This is a genomic window from Paracoccus sp. SM22M-07 (assembly GCF_001887735.1).
GTDB lineage: Bacteria > Pseudomonadota > Alphaproteobacteria > Rhodobacterales > Rhodobacteraceae > Paracoccus.
The window spans coordinates 100,259-119,578 of record NZ_JPKW01000010.1; the positions used below are offsets into that span (position 1 = coordinate 100,259).

Annotated in this window: 19 protein-coding genes; 1 reads left to right on the forward strand and 18 read right to left on the reverse strand. The window is 66.5% G+C overall.

Annotated features, from left to right (window positions below; all coding sequences use genetic code 11):
- Window positions 1–2 precede the first annotated feature (2 nt).
- The 15 genes from IE00_RS14320 to IE00_RS14390 all read right to left on the reverse strand — a co-directional run bounded on the left by IE00_RS14320 (window position 3) and on the right by IE00_RS14390 (window position 15,452).
- Window positions 3–1,187 carry a phage portal protein gene (locus tag IE00_RS14320; RefSeq protein WP_072297953.1) on the reverse strand — a complete coding sequence of 395 codons (1,185 nt, stop codon included), beginning with the start codon at window positions 1,185–1,187 and terminating at the stop codon, window positions 3–5.
- A 98-nt stretch (window positions 1,188–1,285) separates the two neighbouring features.
- On the reverse strand, window positions 1,286–2,632 hold the full coding sequence (locus IE00_RS14325) for a DNA-packaging protein (RefSeq protein ID WP_072297882.1): 1,347 nt from the start codon (window positions 2,630–2,632) through the stop codon (window positions 1,286–1,288).
- The gene (locus IE00_RS14330; RefSeq protein WP_240493912.1) at window positions 2,583–3,086 is read right to left on the reverse strand and encodes a permease; all 504 of its coding nucleotides are present in this window, start codon (window positions 3,084–3,086) and stop codon (window positions 2,583–2,585) included. Before IE00_RS14330 ends, IE00_RS14325 begins: the two co-directional genes overlap by 50 nt.
- 135 nt (window positions 3,087–3,221) lie before the next feature.
- On the reverse strand, window positions 3,222–3,869 hold the full coding sequence (locus tag IE00_RS14335) for a phosphoribosylanthranilate isomerase (protein ID WP_072297883.1): 648 nt from the start codon (window positions 3,867–3,869) through the stop codon (window positions 3,222–3,224).
- A 3-nt stretch (window positions 3,870–3,872) separates the two neighbouring features.
- Window positions 3,873–4,271, reverse strand: a complete 399-nt coding sequence (locus IE00_RS14340; RefSeq protein ID WP_072297884.1) for a LapA family protein — start codon at window positions 4,269–4,271, stop codon at window positions 3,873–3,875.
- A gap of 61 nt (window positions 4,272–4,332) precedes the next feature.
- The gene (gene ihfB, locus IE00_RS14345; protein WP_072297885.1) at window positions 4,333–4,617 is read right to left on the reverse strand and encodes an integration host factor subunit beta; all 285 of its coding nucleotides are present in this window, start codon (window positions 4,615–4,617) and stop codon (window positions 4,333–4,335) included.
- Between the two features lie 231 nt (window positions 4,618–4,848).
- Window positions 4,849–6,528 (reverse strand): 30S ribosomal protein S1, encoded by a 1,680-nt coding sequence (gene rpsA / locus IE00_RS14350; protein WP_072297886.1) that lies wholly within the window; start codon window positions 6,526–6,528, stop codon window positions 4,849–4,851.
- A 189-nt stretch (window positions 6,529–6,717) separates the two neighbouring features.
- A complete protein-coding gene (locus IE00_RS14355; protein ID WP_072297887.1) occupies window positions 6,718–7,509 on the reverse strand; it encodes a metallophosphoesterase in 792 nt (263 codons plus the stop codon).
- Complete coding sequence (locus IE00_RS14360) at window positions 7,506–8,468, reverse strand: diacylglycerol kinase family protein (RefSeq protein ID WP_072297888.1); 963 nt, start codon at window positions 8,466–8,468, stop codon at window positions 7,506–7,508. The genes IE00_RS14355 and IE00_RS14360 overlap by 4 nt, the downstream gene beginning before the upstream one ends.
- 79 nt (window positions 8,469–8,547) lie before the next feature.
- Window positions 8,548–8,748 carry a formate dehydrogenase subunit delta gene (locus tag IE00_RS14365; protein WP_072297889.1) on the reverse strand — a complete coding sequence of 67 codons (201 nt, stop codon included), beginning with the start codon at window positions 8,746–8,748 and terminating at the stop codon, window positions 8,548–8,550.
- Window positions 8,738–9,562, reverse strand: a complete 825-nt coding sequence (gene fdhD, locus IE00_RS14370) for a formate dehydrogenase accessory sulfurtransferase FdhD (protein WP_072297890.1) — start codon at window positions 9,560–9,562, stop codon at window positions 8,738–8,740. The genes IE00_RS14365 and fdhD overlap by 11 nt, the downstream gene beginning before the upstream one ends.
- A gap of 3 nt (window positions 9,563–9,565) precedes the next feature.
- Window positions 9,566–12,508 carry a formate dehydrogenase subunit alpha gene (gene fdhF, locus IE00_RS14375; RefSeq protein ID WP_072297891.1) on the reverse strand — a complete coding sequence of 981 codons (2,943 nt, stop codon included), beginning with the start codon at window positions 12,506–12,508 and terminating at the stop codon, window positions 9,566–9,568.
- A complete protein-coding gene (locus IE00_RS14380) occupies window positions 12,505–14,013 on the reverse strand; it encodes an NADH-quinone oxidoreductase subunit NuoF (protein ID WP_072297892.1) in 1,509 nt (502 codons plus the stop codon). The genes fdhF and IE00_RS14380 overlap by 4 nt, the downstream gene beginning before the upstream one ends.
- Window positions 14,010–14,480 carry a formate dehydrogenase subunit gamma gene (locus IE00_RS14385; RefSeq protein WP_072297893.1) on the reverse strand — a complete coding sequence of 157 codons (471 nt, stop codon included), beginning with the start codon at window positions 14,478–14,480 and terminating at the stop codon, window positions 14,010–14,012. Before IE00_RS14385 ends, IE00_RS14380 begins: the two co-directional genes overlap by 4 nt.
- 84 nt (window positions 14,481–14,564) lie before the next feature.
- Complete coding sequence (locus IE00_RS14390) at window positions 14,565–15,452, reverse strand: LysR family transcriptional regulator (RefSeq protein ID WP_072297955.1); 888 nt, start codon at window positions 15,450–15,452, stop codon at window positions 14,565–14,567.
- 92 nt (window positions 15,453–15,544) lie between these two features.
- Between IE00_RS14390 and IE00_RS14395 the strand changes: the two genes are divergently transcribed.
- Complete coding sequence (locus tag IE00_RS14395; RefSeq protein WP_072297894.1) at window positions 15,545–16,180, forward strand: alpha/beta fold hydrolase; 636 nt, start codon at window positions 15,545–15,547, stop codon at window positions 16,178–16,180.
- Here IE00_RS14395 and IE00_RS14400 read toward each other — a convergent pair.
- The 3 genes from IE00_RS14400 to IE00_RS14410 are packed head-to-tail and all read right to left on the reverse strand — an operon-like array spanning window position 16,177 to window position 19,228.
- Window positions 16,177–17,211 carry an ABC transporter substrate-binding protein gene (locus IE00_RS14400; protein WP_072297895.1) on the reverse strand — a complete coding sequence of 345 codons (1,035 nt, stop codon included), beginning with the start codon at window positions 17,209–17,211 and terminating at the stop codon, window positions 16,177–16,179. The two genes, IE00_RS14395 and IE00_RS14400, sit on opposite strands and share 4 nt — an antisense overlap.
- Window positions 17,181–18,566 carry a sensor histidine kinase gene (locus tag IE00_RS14405; RefSeq protein ID WP_083554405.1) on the reverse strand — a complete coding sequence of 462 codons (1,386 nt, stop codon included), beginning with the start codon at window positions 18,564–18,566 and terminating at the stop codon, window positions 17,181–17,183. The genes IE00_RS14400 and IE00_RS14405 overlap by 31 nt, the downstream gene beginning before the upstream one ends.
- Entirely contained in the window at window positions 18,563–19,228 is a 666-nt protein-coding gene (locus IE00_RS14410) for a response regulator transcription factor (protein ID WP_072297896.1), read from the reverse strand. The genes IE00_RS14405 and IE00_RS14410 overlap by 4 nt, the downstream gene beginning before the upstream one ends.
- Window positions 19,229–19,320: the final 92 nt, after the last annotated feature.

Sequence of the window (19,320 nt, forward strand, 5' to 3'; positions counted from 1 at the left end):
TCTCAGCCCCCATCCATCGGGGGCAGGCCCAACAGCGCGCGCTTTTCCGCATCCGTCAGGAAATCCGCCGCCGCGATCCGCGCCCATTGCTGGTTGCGATCCTCGGCCAGGGCCGGGATCTGGTCGGGGTCGGGTCGCAGCTCGATCTCCTCGCCCAGATGCTCGGACAGCCACCACGCGACCGAGGCGGTCACCCGCGTCGCCAGCGGCAGCACCGTCAGGCGATAGAACGCCCGATGCGCCTCGGCATAATTGGCATAGGTCGCATCGCCCGGAATCCCCAACAGCATCGGCGGCACGCCGAAGGCCAGGGCGATTTCCCGCGCCGCCGACAGCTTCGTCTCGTGGAACTCCATGTCACTGGGGCTGAAACCCATCGGGCGCCAATCCAAGCCCCCCTCCAGCAACATGGGCCGGCCCGCATTGCGTGCGCCCTGGTGGTTCATCTCGATCTCGCCCACCAGGCGATCATATTGATCGGCGCTCAGCGTGCCCTGCCCGTCCATCCCCTTGTAGATGATCGCCCCGCTTGGCCGCGCCGCATTGTCCAGCAATGCCTTCGACCAGGCCGAGGCGCTGTTATGCACGTCAAAGGCCACCGCCGCCGCTTGCATGGGCGACAATCCGTAATGGTCGTCGACGGGATGGAAGCTCTTGATGTGGCAGATCGGATCGGGGCTGCCCGTCATGTCGAACCGGTGCTTGCGCCCCCCCACCGCATATTCATAGGCGACGGGCCAGCCATCCGCCCCCGGCACGATGGTCATCCGGTCCGCGCGCAGCACGTGCAGCTCCTCGGGCAGGCCCGCCTCGGTCAGACCCACCGCCTCCAGATATCCGTTGCCCGACAACAGCATCTGCCCGAACAAGGCCTCCAACAGCTCGGCCCGACCCTGCCCCGGATTGGGACGGCGCAGCAGATCGATCACCGGATGCATCTCGAAACGCTGATCTCGGTTGGCGCAGATCAACGGCACCGCCGCCGCCGCTTCGGCAATCAGCTTGACCGAACGGAACCCCACCGGATTTCCGACAAAGCCGCCGCGTGTCAGGCTGCCCGTGTCGCGCGCCGACCAGACCGTCCGCCCGCCGCCGCTGGCAAAGGCCACGACCCGGCCCGTGGCACTCGCCTTCCTCTCAGGCACGGATTGGGGCTTGCCCTCCCGTGAAAACATCCGAAACGCCATCTTCGCCTCCGTCATCTGACATGAAAAAGGGCCGACCCGCAGGTCAGCCCCTTCTTCGTTGTCCAATTTCCCTGGGGGCCATGCCCCCGCCCTGCCCGCTAAAGCCGCCGCATCTGCGGACGTCGCCAATTCGCGGCCGGCTCGATCATCAGCTCGTGCATGGCCCAGACCATGGCATCCAGCCTGTCGGGGCTGCCACGCCCCTCAAAGCCGCGCACGGTCATCTGGCACATCTGGTCCTCCAGCCGTCCCAGACCGCCCTGCCGCGCATGCCTGATCCGCCCCTGCTCATAAAGCGCGGCGACAGGCTCGGCCCGCAAACCCTTCCCGCGTGACGCCCGCAACGCCTTGAAGGGCACCAGCGGATCGATCTGCCGGATCACGCTCTCGACCATGTCGCCACCCTGGTTGACTTCGGCGACCAGACGCTCGGCCCCGTGCCGGTCCATCGCAGCAATCGCGGCCCGCGCCCAGTCCGACGGCCCGCCCCGCACGCTGGCATCCTCCAGCACATAGGCCCGCCAGTCGCGCGGCTCGCCCTCCATGACAACGCCGGCGACGACGATCCCGCATTCGTCGCTGGCCCGGCCATTCGTCACGGACGGATCGACCGCCACGACAACGCGGTCCAGCTTGGGCAGCTGATCCACCCGCGCGCTTTCCAGCACCGCCGTCGTCCACAGCGCGCCTTCGATATCGTCCAGCAGCACCCCGTCCAGCTCCTGCCGCCCCAACCGCGTCCCGCCATAACGGCTCTGAACCTCGGCCAGGAAGCTCTCGGCCAGATAGGCGCGGTTCGCATCTGTCGGCGCATGGGTCACCACCGTCGAGGCATTGCCCAGGATCCGCTTCAACACCCCGACATTGCGCGGCGTCGTCGTGATCACCTGCTGCGGATGCGCCCCAAGCCGCAGCGCGAATTGCAGCATGTCCCAGACATCCTCGGCCTTCTTCCACTTGGCCAGCTCATCGACCCAGGCCGCGTCGAACTGGGGGCCGCGCAACGCTTCGGGTTCATGCGCCGAATAGACCGTCGCCGTCGCCCCGTTGGCCCAGACCAACCTGCGCCGCCCGGCCTCCCAGACCGGACGGCGATCGGGGGGCGAACAGGCCAGGATGCCGCTTTCGCCAAAGACCATCACCTCGCGGACCTGGTCGAAGGTTTCCCCGACCAGCGCCGCCCGATGACATTGCCCCGGCGCATCGACGGTCGGTCCCTCGACCATCTGGCGCACCCATTCCGACCCGGCGCGGGTCTTGCCCGCGCCGCGTCCCCCCATGATGACCCAGCTTTTCCAGTCGCCCTCGGGGGGCAACTGGTGCGGCAGGGCCCAGAATTCGAACAGCCACGGCAGGCTGCCCAAGGCGTTTTCCGACAGCCCGCCCAGGAAGGCCTCAACCTCCTCCGGCCCGGCGGAGGCAAGCCAGGCGGCGCCCGATCTCATCTCGTGCCGCGTCAAGGTCAAGGCAGCCTTCGGCGACCCCGCCCGCGATCTCTCTGCGAAGTTTGTCAACCTTGTTCCTTTCCGCCATCAGCAGCTGGACCGCCTCACGGGCGGTCTTTGCGGTGTCCATGGCCTTCTTCAGCCTGGCCGGGTCAAGATCCCCGGCCTTGGCCGACACAAGCTCGGCCTGATGCCCCCGAAGGTCCTTGACGTAATCCCAGAACAGCCACCTCAGGACGGTGATCTCGTCCTCGTCGGGGGCAATTTCGGGAAACCGCAGCTCCGCCTTCTCAGGCACAGATCCGGCCACGAAAGGTCCTTCGGAGGTCGTGCCCCCGCGCCATTCCATATCGTTCATGCAAACTGTCCCGCCTCGTGTCCTGTCCGCACGAGCCGAAAGACGAAAAAAGCGGCCCAAGGTTTCCCTTGGCCGCTTGCCCATCTCTCCCAGCATGTAAATGTTCTACCCTGGGCCGTTCGCAAAGTCAATCGCTAAACCACGGGTTACATCACGCCGAAGGATTTCCTTGTCTTTCCAACGCCCTGACCACGCAACACCCCCGGCGAACGCCACGCAACATCACGCATGTCAACCCGCAACATCACCCGCCGCGGCCGCAACAAACGCGGAAATCAATCCCGATTCCTTCGCGCCCGGCGACGATTCAACGCCCGAGCTGACATCGACCACCGGCGCCCCGGTCAGCCGTACCGCCTCGGCCACATTCTCGGGCGTCAGACCACCCGCCAGCATCCAGGGGCGCAGCCAATGCCGCCCGACCAGCAACCGCCAGTCAAAGGCCAGACCATTGCCACCGGGCAGATCGGCCCCTTTCGGCGGCTTGGCATCGACCAGCAGCATATCGGCCACCAGCCCGTAATCCGTCAGCGCCTGAAGATCCTCCGGCCCACTGATGCCGACCGCCTTCATCACCGGCAAACCCGTCAGCTCCTTGACCTCGGTGACCCGATCCGGCGTCTCGGACCCGTGCAGCTGAATGATGTCCAACGGCACCTTTGCCAGAACCTGCTGCAGCAGCGCATCGTCCGGGTTCACGAACAACCCGACCTGCGCGACGCCCATCGGGACCAGCTGCGACAGTTGCGCCGCTTCATCCGCCGTCACGGCGCGCGGCGATCTGGCAAAAAATACGAACCCCACAAAACGCGCCCCGGCCTCGGCGGCTGCATGGACATGCGCGGGCTTGCTCAGCCCGCAGATCTTGACATCGGCCACCGCTCAGCGCGCCGCGGGCAATTGGGCATGCCCGGTTGCAGGGCGGCTCTTGACCGAAGGCTGCTCAAGGATCGCCAGCACGTCGTCGCGCGGCGCGGCATGGTTTTCGCGCAGCTGCCCGACCTCGTTCTCCAGCTGCTCGACCTTCCGGCTCCGCTGACGGGCGGTCTTGCGGATCTTGGCTTCACGCATCCATTCCCAGATCAGGCCGGCCAGCATGCCAAGCGCGAAGGCGACAAAGATGACCAGGAACAGCGGCACCGCCACCGACCATGTCCCCCCAAGAAACTGCCCCAGATTGGCAGGGAACAGCGACAGCGTGACGACCTGCCTGTTCGCCAAGGCAACGGCCACCAGAACCAATGCCAGGAAGGCCACGAAGATCAGACGGATGAAGCGCATGGGCGGTGTCCCTTGAATATGTCCCGCCCGGTCTCACCAGGCTTGATCCCTTTTACGACGCTCACGCGTCGCCGTTCAACCTGTCACGCAACAGCTTGCCGGTCTTGAAGAAGGGGACGTGCTTTTCCTCGACCTCCACGGCCTCGCCGGTCCGGGGATTGCGCCCGACGCGGCTGTCGCGCTGCTTGACCGAAAACGCGCCGAAACCGCGCAGTTCCACCCGGTCGCCACGCGCCATGGCGTCGATGACTTCCTCGAACACGGTGTTGACGATGCGCTCGACATCGCGACGGAACAAATGCGGATTCTCGTCAGAGATCATCTGGATCAGCTCGGAACGGATCATGCCTTCCCCCAAATAGATGCGTTCTTCACGCCGCTTGGCGACGGGAACAGCTCAATGGGGGTAATCGCCCCCGTCAGCCCGCTCAACGCGACACAGAAGTCACTGGTTTCATAGCGTTGTCAGCTTTATCCGTTTCGCGCAAGGCGCTTGGACGGGGCGCATGCGTATCGGGCAAAAAAAAGCCCGCCCCGGCAGAACCGGGACGGGCAGTGGCTTGGCCTTTGGGCTGGATCAGTTCTTGCTGCCCAGCGCCGCGCCAAGAATGTCGCCCAGCGACGCGCCCGAATCCGAGCTGCCATACTGGTCGATCGCTTCTTTTTCTTCGGCGATCTCGCGTGCCTTGATCGACAGGCCCAGACGGCGGGTCTTGGTGTCGACATTGGTCACGCGCGCGTCGACCTTGTCACCGACCTGGAAGCGCTCGGGGCGCTGGTCCTGGCGGTCACGGGCCAGATCGCTGCGGCGGATGAACGACTTGACGCCGTTATACTCGACCTCGATGCCACCCTCTTCGATCGCGGTGATCTCGGCGGTGATGATCGAGCCGCGCTTCACGCCGTCCACGGCTTCCGCCATGCCTTCGTTCTCAAGCGACTTGATCGACAGCGAGATACGCTCCTTCTCGACGTCCACGTCCTGAACGACGGCCTTGACGACGTCGCCCTTGCGGAAGTCCTGGATCGCGTCCTCGCCGCGTGCATCCCAGCTGATGTCCGACAGGTGAACCATGCCGTCGATGTCGCCGTCCAGACCCACGAACAGACCGAATTCGGTGATGTTCTTGACTTCGCCTTCGATGACGGTGCCGGTCGGGTGGGTTTCGGCAAAGACTTCCCACGGGTTGCGCATGGTCTGCTTCAGACCCAGCGAAACGCGACGCTTGGCTTCGTCGATCTCCAGCACCATCACTTCGACTTCTTGGCTGGTCGAGACGATCTTGCCCGGATGGACGTTCTTCTTGGTCCAGCTCATTTCCGAAACGTGGACCAGGCCTTCGACACCGGCTTCCAGCTCCACGAAGGCGCCGTAATCGGTGATGTTGGTCACGCGGCCCTGGTGGACCGACTCGATCGGGAACTTGTCGGCAACCGTATCCCACGGATCGGCCTGCAGCTGCTTCATGCCCAGGCTGATGCGGTGGCTGTCCTTGTTGATCTTGATGACCTGGACCTTGACGGTCTCGCCGATCGCCAGGATCTCGGACGGGTGGTTGACGCGACGCCATGCCATGTCGGTGACGTGCAGCAGGCCGTCAACACCGCCCAGATCGACGAAGGCGCCGTATTCGGTGATGTTCTTGACCACGCCGTCGACCGTCTGACCTTCGGTCAGGTTGGCGATGACTTCGGCGCGCTGTTCGGCACGCGATTCTTCCAGGATGGCACGACGCGACACGACGATGTTGCCGCGGCGGCGATCCATCTTCAGGATCTGGAAGGGCTGCTTCAGACCCATCAGCGGACCGGCGTCGCGCACGGGGCGGACATCGACCTGCGAACCGGGAAGGAAGGCGACGGCGCCGCCCAGATCGACCGTGAAGCCGCCCTTGACGCGGCCGAAGATGGCGCCTTCGACACGCTCTTCGTCGCCATAGGCTTTTTCCAGACGATCCCAGGCTTCCTCGCGGCGGGCCTTCTCACGGCTGATGCTGGCTTCGCCACGGGCGTTCTCGACGCGGTCCAGATAGACCTCGACTTCGTCGCCGACGCTCAGGTTGGCGTCTTCACCGGGGTTCGCGAATTCTTTCAGATCGACGCGGCCTTCCATCTTGTAGCCGACGTCGATGATGGCCTGACCTGCCTCGATGGCGATCACACGGCCTTTGACAACCGAACCTTCGTCCGGGGTGTCGATCTCGAGGCTTTCGTTCAGAAGGGCCTCGAACTCCTCCATAGTCGCTTTAGCGCACATGCGTGTTCAGTATCCTTTATGTGTGTTTTACTGGCCTGACGGTTGGCTCCGCCGGTCTTTATGATGTCGGTCCGGACAACGACAAAGGGTCGAGGCTTGACACCCGACCCGTCTGTAAGCGGCCTGTTCTGACCATGTCGCCCGTTTGACTGCGCCCGCTATAAGCGCGTTTGCCGGGAAACTCAACGCTTAAACGCGCCGCCAGGAGCCGTTTGCCCGGCTATAGGTGCTGATCACCGGCTCCTCGAAGGCATTCACACCCATCGGCGCGACGTGATGTTCGACATGCAGTTCGGTCCCGTCGACGGTCAGCAACGCGAACTCGTTCTTCATGTCGCTCAGCCGCGCGCAAAGCGCGGTGCCGCCCTGCACCTGCAGGATCTGCGGCCAGCGACCGGTCGCCAGCACCTTGTCCACCGCCCAGCGATGCAGATGCCCGCTGAGGACGACATGGACGCCCGCCGCCTGCAGGCGACCCATCGCCTCGTCGGCACGGCGCGCGGGCTGCTTGTCGATGCCGGGCAGCTGCTCCATGGGATGGTGCAGCGCCACGATATTGGTGGCCGACGGGTCCAGCCCGCCGATCACCCGCCCGATCTCTCCGCGCCGGATCTTGCCCCGCTGCCAGGAATAGGGATCGGCACTGTTCAGTGCAAAGACCTGCGCCTGCCCCACCCGCGCCGTCGGCGTCAGATCGGGCCCGAAATGGTCGCGGAACCCCGAAAACGGCCAGAACAGCCGCGCGATGGGGTTCAGCAGTGGAACGTCGTGATTGCCCGGCATCAGCATCACCGGCGCGGTGATCCGCCCCAGGAAATCCTGCGCCAGCTGCATCTGCGCTGGCAGGCCGCGATGGGTGATGTCGCCCGACACCACCACCAGATCGGGCCGCAACGCCTCGATCCGGCTCAGCAGGGGGCCGATCAGTTCGCTGCGGTGAAATCCGAAATGCAGGTCGGTCAGATGCAGGATGCGGGTCACGAACGCCCCCGCGCATCGTCGGTCTTGTTGCTTCCGTCCGCAGGCAACAGCACCTTCAGTGCGCCATGTCGCACCTTCATGTCGAAGGGGCTGTGCAACACGGTCTTTTCCCCGTCATGCGCCACCAACTGACGTTTCTTGGGGGTGCGCATCTGCAACCGGTCCGTCACGATCAGGTCGAAATCGCTGTCCTTGGCGCTGTGCCCCATGGCCAGACGCAAGGCGGACCGCATCAGCGGCAGGGGCTGGCGGGCCTTGGCGATCAGCACGGCGAACTTGCCCTCGCGGATGCCATCGGCCCCCTCCAGCCCGAAACTGTCCAGTTGATAGGCGCTGCGGGCGACAAAGACCAAGGCGCTGGTATATTCACGCTCCTGCCCGTCGACCTCGGCGATCAGCTGCATCGGGCGGCGCAGACGACGCAGCGCCACCAGCACCGACCAATAGGCCGCGATCCGCGACCGCCCCCAGCGCTTGTAGATCCCTTCGCGGGTCTTCAGGATCTGCGGATAGGCGCCAAGACTGACATTGTTCAGAAAGATCAGGTCGTTGATGTCGCCCACGTCGGTGGCATCGACCCGCCCGTCCAGCAAGGTCTCAAGCGCAGCGTCGATCTCCTCGCCCACGCCCAGATCGCGGGCGAAATAGTTGAAGGTCCCGCCGGGCAGCACGCCCATCACCGTGTCGGTTCCCGCCAATGCGCCTGCCACCGCCGATTGCGTGCCGTCACCGCCCGCCGCGATCACCAGATCGAACCCTTCGGTCGCGACCTGGCGCGCCAGCGCCGGCAATTGCGATCCCTTGCGGCTTTGGCGCAGCTGGAAACTGCCGCAGGCCGGGGCCAGCTGCGACTGCAGCTTGTCGGTCAGGGCCTGATGCTTCTTCTTGCCCGAACTGCGGTTCATGACCACGCAGACCTTTGCCGAGGCAAGGTCGAAAACGTCCGAATTCTGCTGCATGTAATGCCTGTCCCCGGGCCCGTTGGTTCACCATTCTCCAGCGCAACACCGGATGGCGGGCAAGGGTTGCATCCTGCCGCTAAAGTCGTTCGGCCGCCGCCAGCACCGACGGCTTCAACCCGCCACCGCCTGTTTCCAGATAGGTCAGCAGCTGCGCCCGCATCCGCGGTTCCCAGTAATCCTTCAGATGCGCGGCGATCCTGTCGGCGGAATCCCCGGGCTGGCTGTCAAAGAAGGTTGCGATCTGGTTGGCCATCATGACCATCTTTTCAGGCGACATCGGATACCTTGGCATTCAGCCGTTCGGGGTGGGAAAACAGGTCAAAGCCCTCGCCGCGCGCAAAGGCGGCGACGGTGATGCCGGCGTCTTGGGCCAGTCGCAGCGCATGGGCCGTGGGCGCCGACACGGCAATCAGCAGGCCCGCCCCCGCGATGGCGCATTTCTGCACCATCTCGACGCTGACGCGACTGGTCAGGACAAAGGCACCCTGCCCCGCATCGATGCCCTGCCGCGCCATCGCACCGATCAGCTTGTCCAGCGCGTTGTGGCGGCCCACATCCTCGCGTGCCAGGACGATGCCCTGCCCCGGCACCAGGAACCCCGCCGCGTGAACGGCGCGGGTCTGGTCATGCAGGGGCTGCCAGTCGCGCAACAGATCGGTCGCCTGCGCCACCTGGGCCGCATCCAGCACCGGCCCGACGCCCGACAGGTCGGGCAAGCCCCGCGTGGCCTGATCCAGGCTGTCGATCCCGCACAGCCCGCACCCGACCGGCCCCGCCATGAAGCGCCGCCGCGCGGCCAGCGCCTCGGCCCGGTCCTCGCTCAGCCACATCTGCGCCTCGACCCCGCGCGGATGATCCATGACCTCGATCGACGCGATCTGCGCGGCCTCCGTCACGATCCCCTCGGTCAGGGAAAACCCGACCGCGAAATCCTCCAGGTCGGCGGGCGATGCCATCATCACGGCCTGGGTCGTGCCGCCATAGACCATCGCCACCGGCGTCTCCTCGGCCAGCATCCGCCGCACCGGCGTGGCGCTGCCGGAACGGTGATGCGTGGCGTTCACGGGATGGACGGGGGATGGCAGGGGCATGGCTTACTCCGCGGCTGACAGGATCCGCCGTGACCGTTCGGACTGTTCGGCATAACGCTCCTGCCAGTCCGACGGACCGTTCGAGGCGCTGACCTGCACGGCGGTGACCTTGTATTCCGGGCAATTGGTCGCCCAGTCCGAAAAATCGGTGGTCACCACGTTAGCCTGCGTCGCCGGATGATGGAAGGTGGTGTAGACCACCCCCGGCGCCACCCGGTCGGTCAGCGTGACCATCAGCGTGGTCTCCCCCGCCCGGCTGGCCAGCCGCACCCAGTCGCCGTCATTGATGCCGCGAAGTTCGGCGTCATGGGGATGGATCTCCAGGACGTCCTGATCGTGCCAGATGCTGTTCTCGGTCCGCCGGGTCTGGGCGCCGACATTGTATTGCGACAGGATGCGCCCGGTGGTCAGCAGCAGCGGGAAACGCGGCCCGGTGCGTTCGTCGGTGGCCACGTATTCGGTGATGATGAAATGCCCCTTGCCCGACATGAAGCCGTCGACATGCATCAGGGGCGTCCCTTCGGGATGCGCCTCGTTGCAGGGCCATTGCACCGACCCCAGCTCCTCCAGCCGCTCATAGCTGACGCCGGCAAAGCTGGGCGTGGTCGCGGCGATCTCGTCCATGATCTGGCTGGGATGGGTGTAATGCCATTTGGCGCCCTCCGTTCCCTCGGTCAGGGCATTGGCCAGCATCTGGGTGATCTGCCAATCCTCATACCCGTTGCGGGGGGCCATGACGCGGCGCACGCGGTTGATGCGGCGTTCGGCATTGGTGAAGGTGCCATCCTTTTCCAGAAACGACGATCCCGGCAGGAAGACATGGGCATAATTTGCCGTCTCGTTCAGGAACAGGTCGTGGACGATCACGCATTCCATCGCTTTGAGACCTGCCGCGACGTGATGGGTGTCCGGGTCCGACTGCAGGATGTCCTCACCCTGACAGTAAAGCCCCTTGAACGTCCCCTCGACCGCGGCATCCAGCATGTTGGGGATGCGCAGGCCGGGCTCGGGGTCGATCGCGACCCCCCAGGCCTGCTCGAAGATCGCGCGCACATCGGGCAGCTTGACGTGGCGATATCCCGGCAGCTCGTGCGGGAAGGACCCCATGTCGCAGGCGCCCTGCACATTGTTCTGACCGCGCAGCGGGTTCACGCCCACGCCGGGCCGACCGATATTGCCGGTCAGCATCGCCAGGTTGGCGATGGACATGACCGTGGTCGACCCCTGGCTGTGTTCCGTCACGCCCAGCCCGTAATAGATCGCGCCATTGCCGCCCGTCGCAAAGAGCCGTGCGGCGGCGCGAAGGTCTGCGGCCGGAACGCCGGTCAGCGCCTCGGTCGCCTCGGGGGCGTGGCGGGGGTCGGTGATGAATTCGGCATAATGCTGGAACTCGTCCCAGTCGCAGCGGTCGCGGATATAGGCCTCGTCCATCAGCCCTTCGGTCACGATCACATGGGCCATGGCGCTGATCACGGCGACATTGGTGCCGGGACGCAGCGGCAGGTGATAGGCGGCCTCGACATGGGGGCTGCGCACGATGTCGGTGCGGCGCGGATCGACGACGATCAGCTTGGCCCCCTGGCGCAGGCGCTTCTTCAGGCGGCTGGCAAAGACCGGATGCCCGTCGGTGGGGTTCGCGCCGATGATCAGCACCACGTCCGTGTGTTCGACAGAATCGAAATCCTGCGTCCCGGCCGACGTGCCGAAGGTCTTGCCCAGCCCGTATCCCGTGGGGGAATGACACACCCGCGCGCAGGTATCGGTATTGTTGTTGCCAAAGACCGCGCGGGTCAGCTTCTGGACCAGATAGGTCTCCTCGTTCGTGCAGCGGCTCGAGGTGATGACCCCGACCGACCGCCGTCCGTGGCGTTGCTGGATGCCGCGCATGCGACCCGCGGCAAAGGCCAGCGCCTCGTCCCAGGCGACCTCGCGCCAGGGTTCGTCGATGCTGTCGCGGATCATCGGCGACAGGATGCGGTCCTTATGGGCGGCATAGCCATAGGCAAAGCGCCCCTTGACGCAGCTGTGGCCGCGGTTCGCCTTGCCGTTCTTCCACGGCGTCATGCGGACCAGCGTGTCGCCGTTCATCTCGGCCTTGAAGCTGCAACCGACGCCGCAATAGGCGCAGGTGGTGATGACCGAGCGCGTGGGCGTTCCCAGCGCCGCCACCGATTTTTCCTGCAACGTCGCCGTCGGGCAGGCCTGCACGCAGGCGCCACAGCTGACGCAATCGCTGGTCAGGAAACTGTCCGCCGCGGTCCCGGCGCTGACGCGGCTGTCGAAACCCCGCCCTTCGATGGTCAGCGCGAAGGTCCCCTGCACCTCGTCGCAGGCCCGCACGCAGCGCGAACAGACGATGCATTTGCTGGGATCATAGGTGAAATAGGGGTTGCTGTCGTCCTTGGGGATGAACAGCGGGTTGTCCTGCCCGCCGCGCGCCCGCGCCTCGGCCTGGCTGCGCGCCCCCGTGCCCGAGGCGTCGAAATGGTTCTGGCCGGGGGTATAGCGCACGTCGCGCAGCCCCACCTGCCCCGCCGCGTCCTGCAATTCGCAGTCGCCATTGGCCGCGCAGGTCAGACAATCCAGCGGGTGGTCGCTGACATACAGCTCCATCACCCCGCGCCGGATGCGACGAACCTTTTCGGACTGGGTGTGGACGACCATTCCTTCGGTCACCGGCGTGGTGCAGCTGGCGGGCGTGCCGCGCCGACCCTCGATCTCGACCACGCACAGGCGGCAGGACCCGAAGGCTTCCATGTTGTCGCTGGCGCACAGCTTGGGGATCTGCACCTCGACCATCATGGCCGCGCGCATCACCGACGTGCCCTCGGGGACCGTCACCTGCGCCCCGTCGATGGTCAGGGTGACCGGCGGGCCGTGGCGCGCGGGCGTGCCCATGTCGCGTTCGTCGCCGGGGGCGAATTGGGGGATGATGAAGTCTTTCATTCGGCGGCCTCCCTCCGGGTGGCGAAATCGTCTGGAAATTGCGTCAGCGCGGACATGACCGGATAGGGCGTAAAGCCGCCCAAGGCGCACAGCGACCCGTCCTTCATCGTCTCGCACAGATCGGTCAACAGGTCGGCGGCGCCTGCGTCACCCGCGGCGATGCGGTCGATGGTTTCCACGCCCCGCACCGCGCCGATCCGACAGGGCGTGCATTTCCCGCAGGATTCGACGGCGCAGAACTCCATGGCGAAACGCGCCATCCGCAGCATGTCGGCCGTGTCGTCAAAGACGACCAGCCCGGCATGCCCGATCAGCCCGCCCGCGGCGTCGAAATCCTCGTACCCCATCGGCGTGTCGAATTTCGACACAGGCATATAGGCACCCAAGGGTCCGCCCACCTGCACGGCTTTGACAGGCCGTCCCGACCGCGTGCCGCCGCCGATCTTGTTCACGACCTCGCCCAGGGACATGCCGAAGGCGGTCTCGAACAACCCGCCCCGCGCGACATTTCCGGCGATCTGCAATGTCACCGTGCCACGCGACCGACCCAAGCCGAAATCGGCGTAATGCTGGGCGCCCTTCTCAAGGATCACCGGCACGGTGGCCAGGCTGATCACGTTGTTCACGACCGTGGGCTTGCCCAGAAACCCCTCCAGCGCCGGCAGCGGAGGTTTTGCCCGCACCGTGCCGCGCTTGCCCTCTAGGCTGTTCAGCAGGCTGGTCTCCTCGCCGCAGACATAGGCGCCGGCGCCGGTGCGGATTTCCATGTCGAAGGACCGCCCCGACCCCAACACATCCGCGCCCAGCATGCCGCGCTGACGGGCGATCCGGACCGCGGCCTCCATCACACGGATCGCGTCCGGATATTCGCTGCGCAGATAGACATAGCCGCGCGTGGCCCCGACCCCCAGTCCCGCGATGGCCATGCCTTCGATCAGGGTGAAGGGGTCGCCCTCCATGATCATCCGGTCGGCAAAGGTGCCGCTGTCGCCTTCATCGGCATTGCAGACGATGTATTTCTGGTCCGCGACCGCCTCGGCCACGGTCTTCCACTTGATGCCCGTCGGAAAGCCCGCCCCGCCACGCCCGCGCAGCCCGCTGGCGGTGACCTCGGCCACGATGGCGGCGCTGTCCATGCCGATGGCGCGGCGCAGGCCCACCAGACCGCCATGGGCCGCGTAATCGTCCAGATCCAGCGGGTCGATCACCCCGCAGCGCGCAAAGGTCAGCCGCGTCTGGCGGGCGAAGAAGGGAATATCCTCGACCCGGCCCAGGCTTTCCAGCGTCCCGTCCAGCAGCGCCGCGACATCGTCGGGCGTCACGGGACCATAGGCCACGCGCCCGTCGCCGCGGTCGATCTCGACCAGCGGCTCCAGCCAGACCATGCCGCGCGAGCCGTTGCGGATGATGCGCACATCGGGGCCGACCTGCGCGGCGATGGCATCGGCGACCTCGTCTGCACCCAACGCCTTGGCGGCGCTGTCCATGGGAACCCAGATCCTCATGCGCCCACCTGCGTCATCAGACGGTCCAGGCGTGCATCGTCGATGCGCCCGATCACGCGTCCATCCAGCATCACGGCAGGCCCGCAGGCGCACATGCCCAGGCAATAGACCGGCTCGACCGTGACGCCGCCATCGCGGGTCGTGCCATGCCAGTCGACGCCCAGACGGTCCAGCATCCGCTGCGCCATCGCCTCGCCGCCGACCGACTGGCAAGCCTCGGCCCGGCAGATCTTCAGAATGTGGCGTCCGGCGGGATGGTCGCGGAAATCGTGATAGAAGCTGATGACCCCATGCACCTCGGCCGCGCCAAGGTTCAGCAGATCGGCCAGAACCGGCACCGCCGCCTGCGGCACATGGCCCCATTCGGCCTGGATCGCATGCAGCATCGGCAGCAACGGTCCCTCCAGCGTCAGCAGGGGGGATACAAGGTCGCGGATATCGTCGGGGGCTGGCGCCTGGTCAAGCATGGCTGGCCTTTCAAGGGTCTGGACCGTCACCAGACACCCTGATCCATGGCAAATCAATATCGCTGATCCGTCAATCGATAGAAATCATCTATCGCTACCCATTCGCCGCGCTTCGGTCAGCAGCGCCTCCAGCACGGGGGTGTGGGGTTCGCGCCACGGTGCGATCAGGCCCACGGCATGGCCGGTGGCGGGCCCTTCCAGCCGGACCAGCGACAGCGGCTTGCCTTCGGTCAGAAAGCTGGCCAGATCCTGCGGCAGGATCGTCAACCAGCCCCCCGCCAGCACCTGCGACACCAGCACCACGGTCGAATTGGATTCGACCGTCGCCATCGGCGTCACGCCCGCATCCGCCAGGCGGCGGTTGATGATGCGACGGTTCTGCATGTCGGGCGTCAGCAGGCACAGGCGATGCCCGTCCAGCGCCGACCAGGCCACGACCCCCGCCTGCGCCAGCGGATGCCCCGCCGGGGCGATCAGGACATAGCGTTCCTCGTAGAGCGGCACGGCGCTGACCTTGCCCAAGGGTTCATTGTCCAGATAGCTGATGCCCGCATCCACCTGCAGGTCGTCGATCATCTTCAGGATCTCGGTCGAGGCGCGCGACAGGATGGTAAAGCCCACCTTGGGATGGGCATCCCCGAACCGCGCCGCGATCCGCGCGGCCCAGGTCAGCGCGGTCGGCACCACGGCGATGCGCAGCTGGCCCGACAGCCCGTGGCGGGTGGCGCGCATCTCGTCGCGCAGCTGGCGGGTGTCACCCACGATGCGGCGCGCCCAGACCAGCGCGGCCTGACCCTCGGGCGTCAGCCCGCCATAGCGCGATCCGCGAAAGATCAGCAGCACGCCCAGCTGTTCCTCCAGCTGCTTGATCCCCGCCGACAGCGTCGGCTGCGTGATCCCCAGGGATTGCGCCGCCCGTCCGAAATGGCATTCCTTGGCCACCGCCAGGAACATCTCCAGCTTGTCGATCATGGCATCCCCCCAAAGCGCGCCCATTCAGGGCCGGCCCCGCCCCCCGGTCAAGCCCTTGCATGCGCAGGGCGCGGCGGGCAAGGCTTGCCGTCATGGCGGATATCCTTCTGATCCACGGGGCATGGCATGGCGGCTGGTGCTGGAACGCGACGGCGGCGGCGCTGCGCACGATGGGGCATCGCGTCGCCTGTCCCGACCTGCCCGATGCCCCGGACACCACCCTGGCCGATTGCGCCGCGGCCCTGCCCGCCATGGACCGCCCCCTGGTCGTCGGCCATTCCATGGGCGGCATTGTGGCCGAGGCGATGACCACCCCCGCCCGCCTGCTGATGCATCTGTGTTCCTATCTGCCGTTGGCGGGGGACAGCCTGGCGACGCTGGACCGCCTGCTGCCTGCACCGCCGCGCCACTGGCCGCGCGACGATGCGGGGCGGCTGATCCTGCCCCCGGATGACGCGCGGCGGATGATGTATCACGATTGCGCCGATGCGCCTGTCGTGGCTCTGCGCCCGCAGCCTGTCGGGCCGATGCGCGACCGGCTGGCGGTGCGGCGGCAGATCCCCCGCCATTATGTCATCTGCGACCGCGACCGTGCGATCCCGCCCGCGCTGCAACGGGCCATGATCGACCGCGCGGGCGTCGATCACGTCCATCACCGCCCCTGGGGCCATTCGGCCTTCCTGTCCGACCCGCAGGGCCTGGCGCGGCTGATCGACGCCGCCACCTAGGGCTGGATCAACGCCGCCCGCCATTCCGACAGCAGCCCCGCCCGCCGCAGCCGGTCGTCATAGACCAAAAGCCCCGCATCCAGCCGGATCGGGCGCAGCTGCGGCACCGGCGCGGGCCCCGTTCCCGCCATCAGCGCCACGCCCGCGCTGTCCGCGATCAGCCGCTGCGCCGGGTCCGACAGCAGATAGCCCAGCAGGTCCCGCGCCCCTTCGGGATCGGGGGCGTTCACCGGCACAAGGGCGGATCGGATAATGGCGAAGGTGTAATCCTCGAAGGCCAGCTGCACCAGGTCGGGGTCGTCGGGCCGGAACCGCGCCGCATAGCTGGCCACCACGTTATAGGCGATGGCGATGCGCCCTTCGCGCAATTCGGTGATCATCTGGCCCGAACAGCAGAACAGCCGCGCGTTCAGGCGGCCCATCACCTCGGCCAGGCGCCAGAACCCGTCGGAGACCTGGTCGTCCTGCGCGATCAGGAAATAGCCCACCCCCGAGACCAGCGGGTCATAGGCCGCGACCTTGCCGCGGAAGCGGTCGGGGTTCTCGCGCAGCAGCGCGATCAGGTCGCGCCGCGTCTTCGGCACCGGCAGATCCCCCAGGGCCTGCCGCGAGGCCAACGTCACCACCGGCTCCAACGCGATGCCCCACAGCTGATCGCGCCAGCGCGCCCAATCGGGCAGCCCCGCCACCGACAGCGGAACCGACGCCGCCAGCCCGTCATTGGCCAGCTTCATCTGCAGATCCATCGCCGAGGAGATGACCAGGTCGAACTGGGCGCCTTCGTCATGAATGGCGGTATAGACCTGCGTCGAGGACGCCTGCACATAACGGATGCTGCGGTCCGGATGACGGTTTACGTAATCCTGCAGCACGGGCGAAAAGGCCGCCAGGTCGGTCACCGACAGGACCTGGATGGCGGGGGCGTCGGGCGACCCGAAGATGCGTTCGGCCTCGGGCTGCCACGCGGCGGCTTGGCCCGGAACGGACAGCGCCAGCCCGATCAGGCCGATGGCAAATGCAGCAAGGCGCATGTTCCCCCCCTTTGACCGGGCTTCAGCTGAAATCGCCCGCGATGGGCATGGGCGACCTCGGTCACGATGGTCAGCCCCAGGCCCGATCCGCCGGTATCCCCCACGTTGCCGCCCCGCCGGAACCGCCCGATCAGCTGAGCGGGGTCGTCGGACAGGCCGCGCCCGTCATCGCTGACGATCAGGCAGGCCTGCCCTTGCGCACAGGTCAGGGTCAGATCGACATGACCCTCGGGGGCGGCATATTTGATGGCGTTGTCCAGCAGATTGCGCAAGGCGATTTCCAGCATCCGTTCGTCGCCGTCGATCAGGCAGGGGGCGATGTCATGGGTGACGCGGATGTCGCGCATCTCGGCGATGGGACCGATGGCGCGCAGACCGTCATGGGCCAGCGCCGCCAGATCGACCCGGGCGGCGGCATATTGGTCGGTGCGGTACATCACCATGGCATGGTCCAGGATCTGGTTCGCCGACCGGCTGCTTTCGCCGATGGCGCGGACCATGCGGCGCAGGCGGATGCGCGTCGCCTCGTCGCTGGTTTCGGCCAGCGCCAGCTCGGCCTCGGCGCGGACCAGCGACAAAGGCGTGCGGATGCGGTGGGCGGCCTCGAAGATGAAGGTCTCGGCCAGTTCCAGCGCGGCGCGCAGGCGCGCGATCAGCCCGTTCAGCGCCCGCAACAGCGGCGTCAGCTCGCGCGGGGTGGCGTGGCGCACGGGGCGCAGATCGCGCGGGCCGCGCCGCCCCATCACATCTGCCAGCGTGCGGATCGGCTGCAGCACCGCCTGCGCCGCCAACAGCGCCACGGGCAGCGCCAGCAGCATGAAGCCCAAGGCGGCCCAGGCCGCGCTGCGCGCCGTGTCCCGCGCGATGGCCGCCTGCCCCAGCCGCGTCTGGCCCAGGGTGACGGTCACCGGCTGCAGGCGGTTCTGGATCAGCATCATCCGACCCACCGAGGCCAGCCGCAGCCGCGCCCCGCGATAATCGGCGCCATAGAAGACCGGGGTCATGTCGGTGGGGGGACTGGGTGGTGGGGGCAGATCCTCGTATCCGGTGACGCCCTGCCCCGCGACCGTCAGCAGATAGAAGATGCGTTCATCCCCCATCGCCCCCAGCATGGAAAAGGTCGCATAGGGCAGGTCCAGCTCCAGCCCCTCGTCGACGCTGCGGATGCCTTCGGTGATGGCGGTGACGGCTGCGCCCAGCACCGCATCCTGCGACGCGCGCGACGCGCGGTCGGCCACCCAGCCCACAACCAGGAACAGTCCCAGCACCAGCACCGCCGACAACAGCAGGAACTGCCAGACCAGCCGCCGCCGCAGCGACACGATCCGGGTCGGGTCCAGCAACCCGCGCATCATTCCGGGATCAGGCGATAGCCGACGCCGCGCAGCGTTTCCAGCCGCGCGCCCGATCCGTCCAGCTTCTTGCGCAACCGTCCCACATAGACCTCGATCGCGTTGTCGCTGACCTCTTCGTCGAATGAAAACAGCCGGTCGATCAGATGCGCCTTGGAATAGGCCTGGCCGGGGCGCGACAGCAGGATCTCCAGCAGGCGCAGTTCGCGGGCGCGCAGCTCTCGGACCTCGTCCCCGATGGTCAGGGTCGCGGCCAGCTGGTCGAAGACGAAGCCCGCGAAATGGCGGCGACTGTCGATCGCGCCGTCGCGACGGCGCAGCACCGCCCGGCAGCGCGCCTGCAATTCTGCGAAATCGAAGGGCTTGGTGATGTAATCGTCGGCACCCTGATCCAGCGTCATCACCCGGTCGCTGACCGAGGCCGAGGCCGTCATCATGATCACCGGCGTGTCCCGCCGCGCCGCCCTTTCGCGCACCAGGAAATCGCGCCCGTCACCATCGGGCAGCGATATGTCCAGCAAGATCATGTCATAAGGCGCGGTTCCCAGAAAATGTCCGGCATCCGAAAGCGTCGCCGCATGATCCACGCCATGCCCCTCCAGCCGCAGGCGCGAGGCGACGGCATCGGCAAGTTCCTCGCTGTCTTCGACCAGAAGAAAACGCATTGGCACAACTTTCGGGCAGATGGTGACAGGTTCGTGTCAGCTTTTCAGCAAAACCTGTGCCCCGCAAGCCCGCCCCAAAGCAGGCGGGCCAG

Excerpts from the sequence above, each read along its gene's own strand:
- fdhD (WP_072297890.1), bottom strand. The coding sequence starts at position 9,562 with ATGCCCCTGCCATCCCCCGTCCATCCCGTGAACGCCACGCATCACCGT.
- IE00_RS14360 (WP_072297888.1), bottom strand. The coding sequence starts at position 8,468 with ATGCAGCAGAATTCGGACGTTTTCGACCTTGCCTCGGCAAAGGTCTGC.
- IE00_RS14330 (WP_240493912.1), bottom strand. The coding sequence starts at position 3,086 with ATGCTGGGAGAGATGGGCAAGCGGCCAAGGGAAACCTTGGGCCGCTTT.
- IE00_RS14320 (WP_072297953.1), bottom strand. The coding sequence starts at position 1,187 with ATGGCGTTTCGGATGTTTTCACGGGAGGGCAAGCCCCAATCCGTGCCT.
- IE00_RS14410 (WP_072297896.1), bottom strand. The coding sequence starts at position 19,228 with ATGCGTTTTCTTCTGGTCGAAGACAGCGAGGAACTTGCCGATGCCGTC.
- IE00_RS14365 (WP_072297889.1), bottom strand. The coding sequence starts at position 8,748 with ATGTCGCCTGAAAAGATGGTCATGATGGCCAACCAGATCGCAACCTTC.
- IE00_RS14405 (WP_083554405.1), bottom strand. The coding sequence starts at position 18,566 with ATGATGCGCGGGTTGCTGGACCCGACCCGGATCGTGTCGCTGCGGCGG.
- rpsA (WP_072297886.1), bottom strand. The coding sequence starts at position 6,528 with ATGTGCGCTAAAGCGACTATGGAGGAGTTCGAGGCCCTTCTGAACGAA.
- IE00_RS14395 (WP_072297894.1), top strand. The coding sequence starts at position 15,545 with ATGGCGGATATCCTTCTGATCCACGGGGCATGGCATGGCGGCTGGTGC.
- ihfB (WP_072297885.1), bottom strand. The coding sequence starts at position 4,617 with ATGATCCGTTCCGAGCTGATCCAGATGATCTCTGACGAGAATCCGCAT.
- IE00_RS14390 (WP_072297955.1), bottom strand. The coding sequence starts at position 15,452 with ATGATCGACAAGCTGGAGATGTTCCTGGCGGTGGCCAAGGAATGCCAT.
- IE00_RS14400 (WP_072297895.1), bottom strand. The coding sequence starts at position 17,211 with ATGCGCCTTGCTGCATTTGCCATCGGCCTGATCGGGCTGGCGCTGTCC.
- IE00_RS14325 (WP_072297882.1), bottom strand. The coding sequence starts at position 2,632 with ATGAGATCGGGCGCCGCCTGGCTTGCCTCCGCCGGGCCGGAGGAGGTT.
- fdhF (WP_072297891.1), bottom strand. The coding sequence starts at position 12,508 with ATGAAAGACTTCATCATCCCCCAATTCGCCCCCGGCGACGAACGCGAC.
- IE00_RS14340 (WP_072297884.1), bottom strand. The coding sequence starts at position 4,271 with ATGCGCTTCATCCGTCTGATCTTCGTGGCCTTCCTGGCATTGGTTCTG.
- IE00_RS14380 (WP_072297892.1), bottom strand. The coding sequence starts at position 14,013 with ATGAGGATCTGGGTTCCCATGGACAGCGCCGCCAAGGCGTTGGGTGCA.
- IE00_RS14385 (WP_072297893.1), bottom strand. The coding sequence starts at position 14,480 with ATGCTTGACCAGGCGCCAGCCCCCGACGATATCCGCGACCTTGTATCC.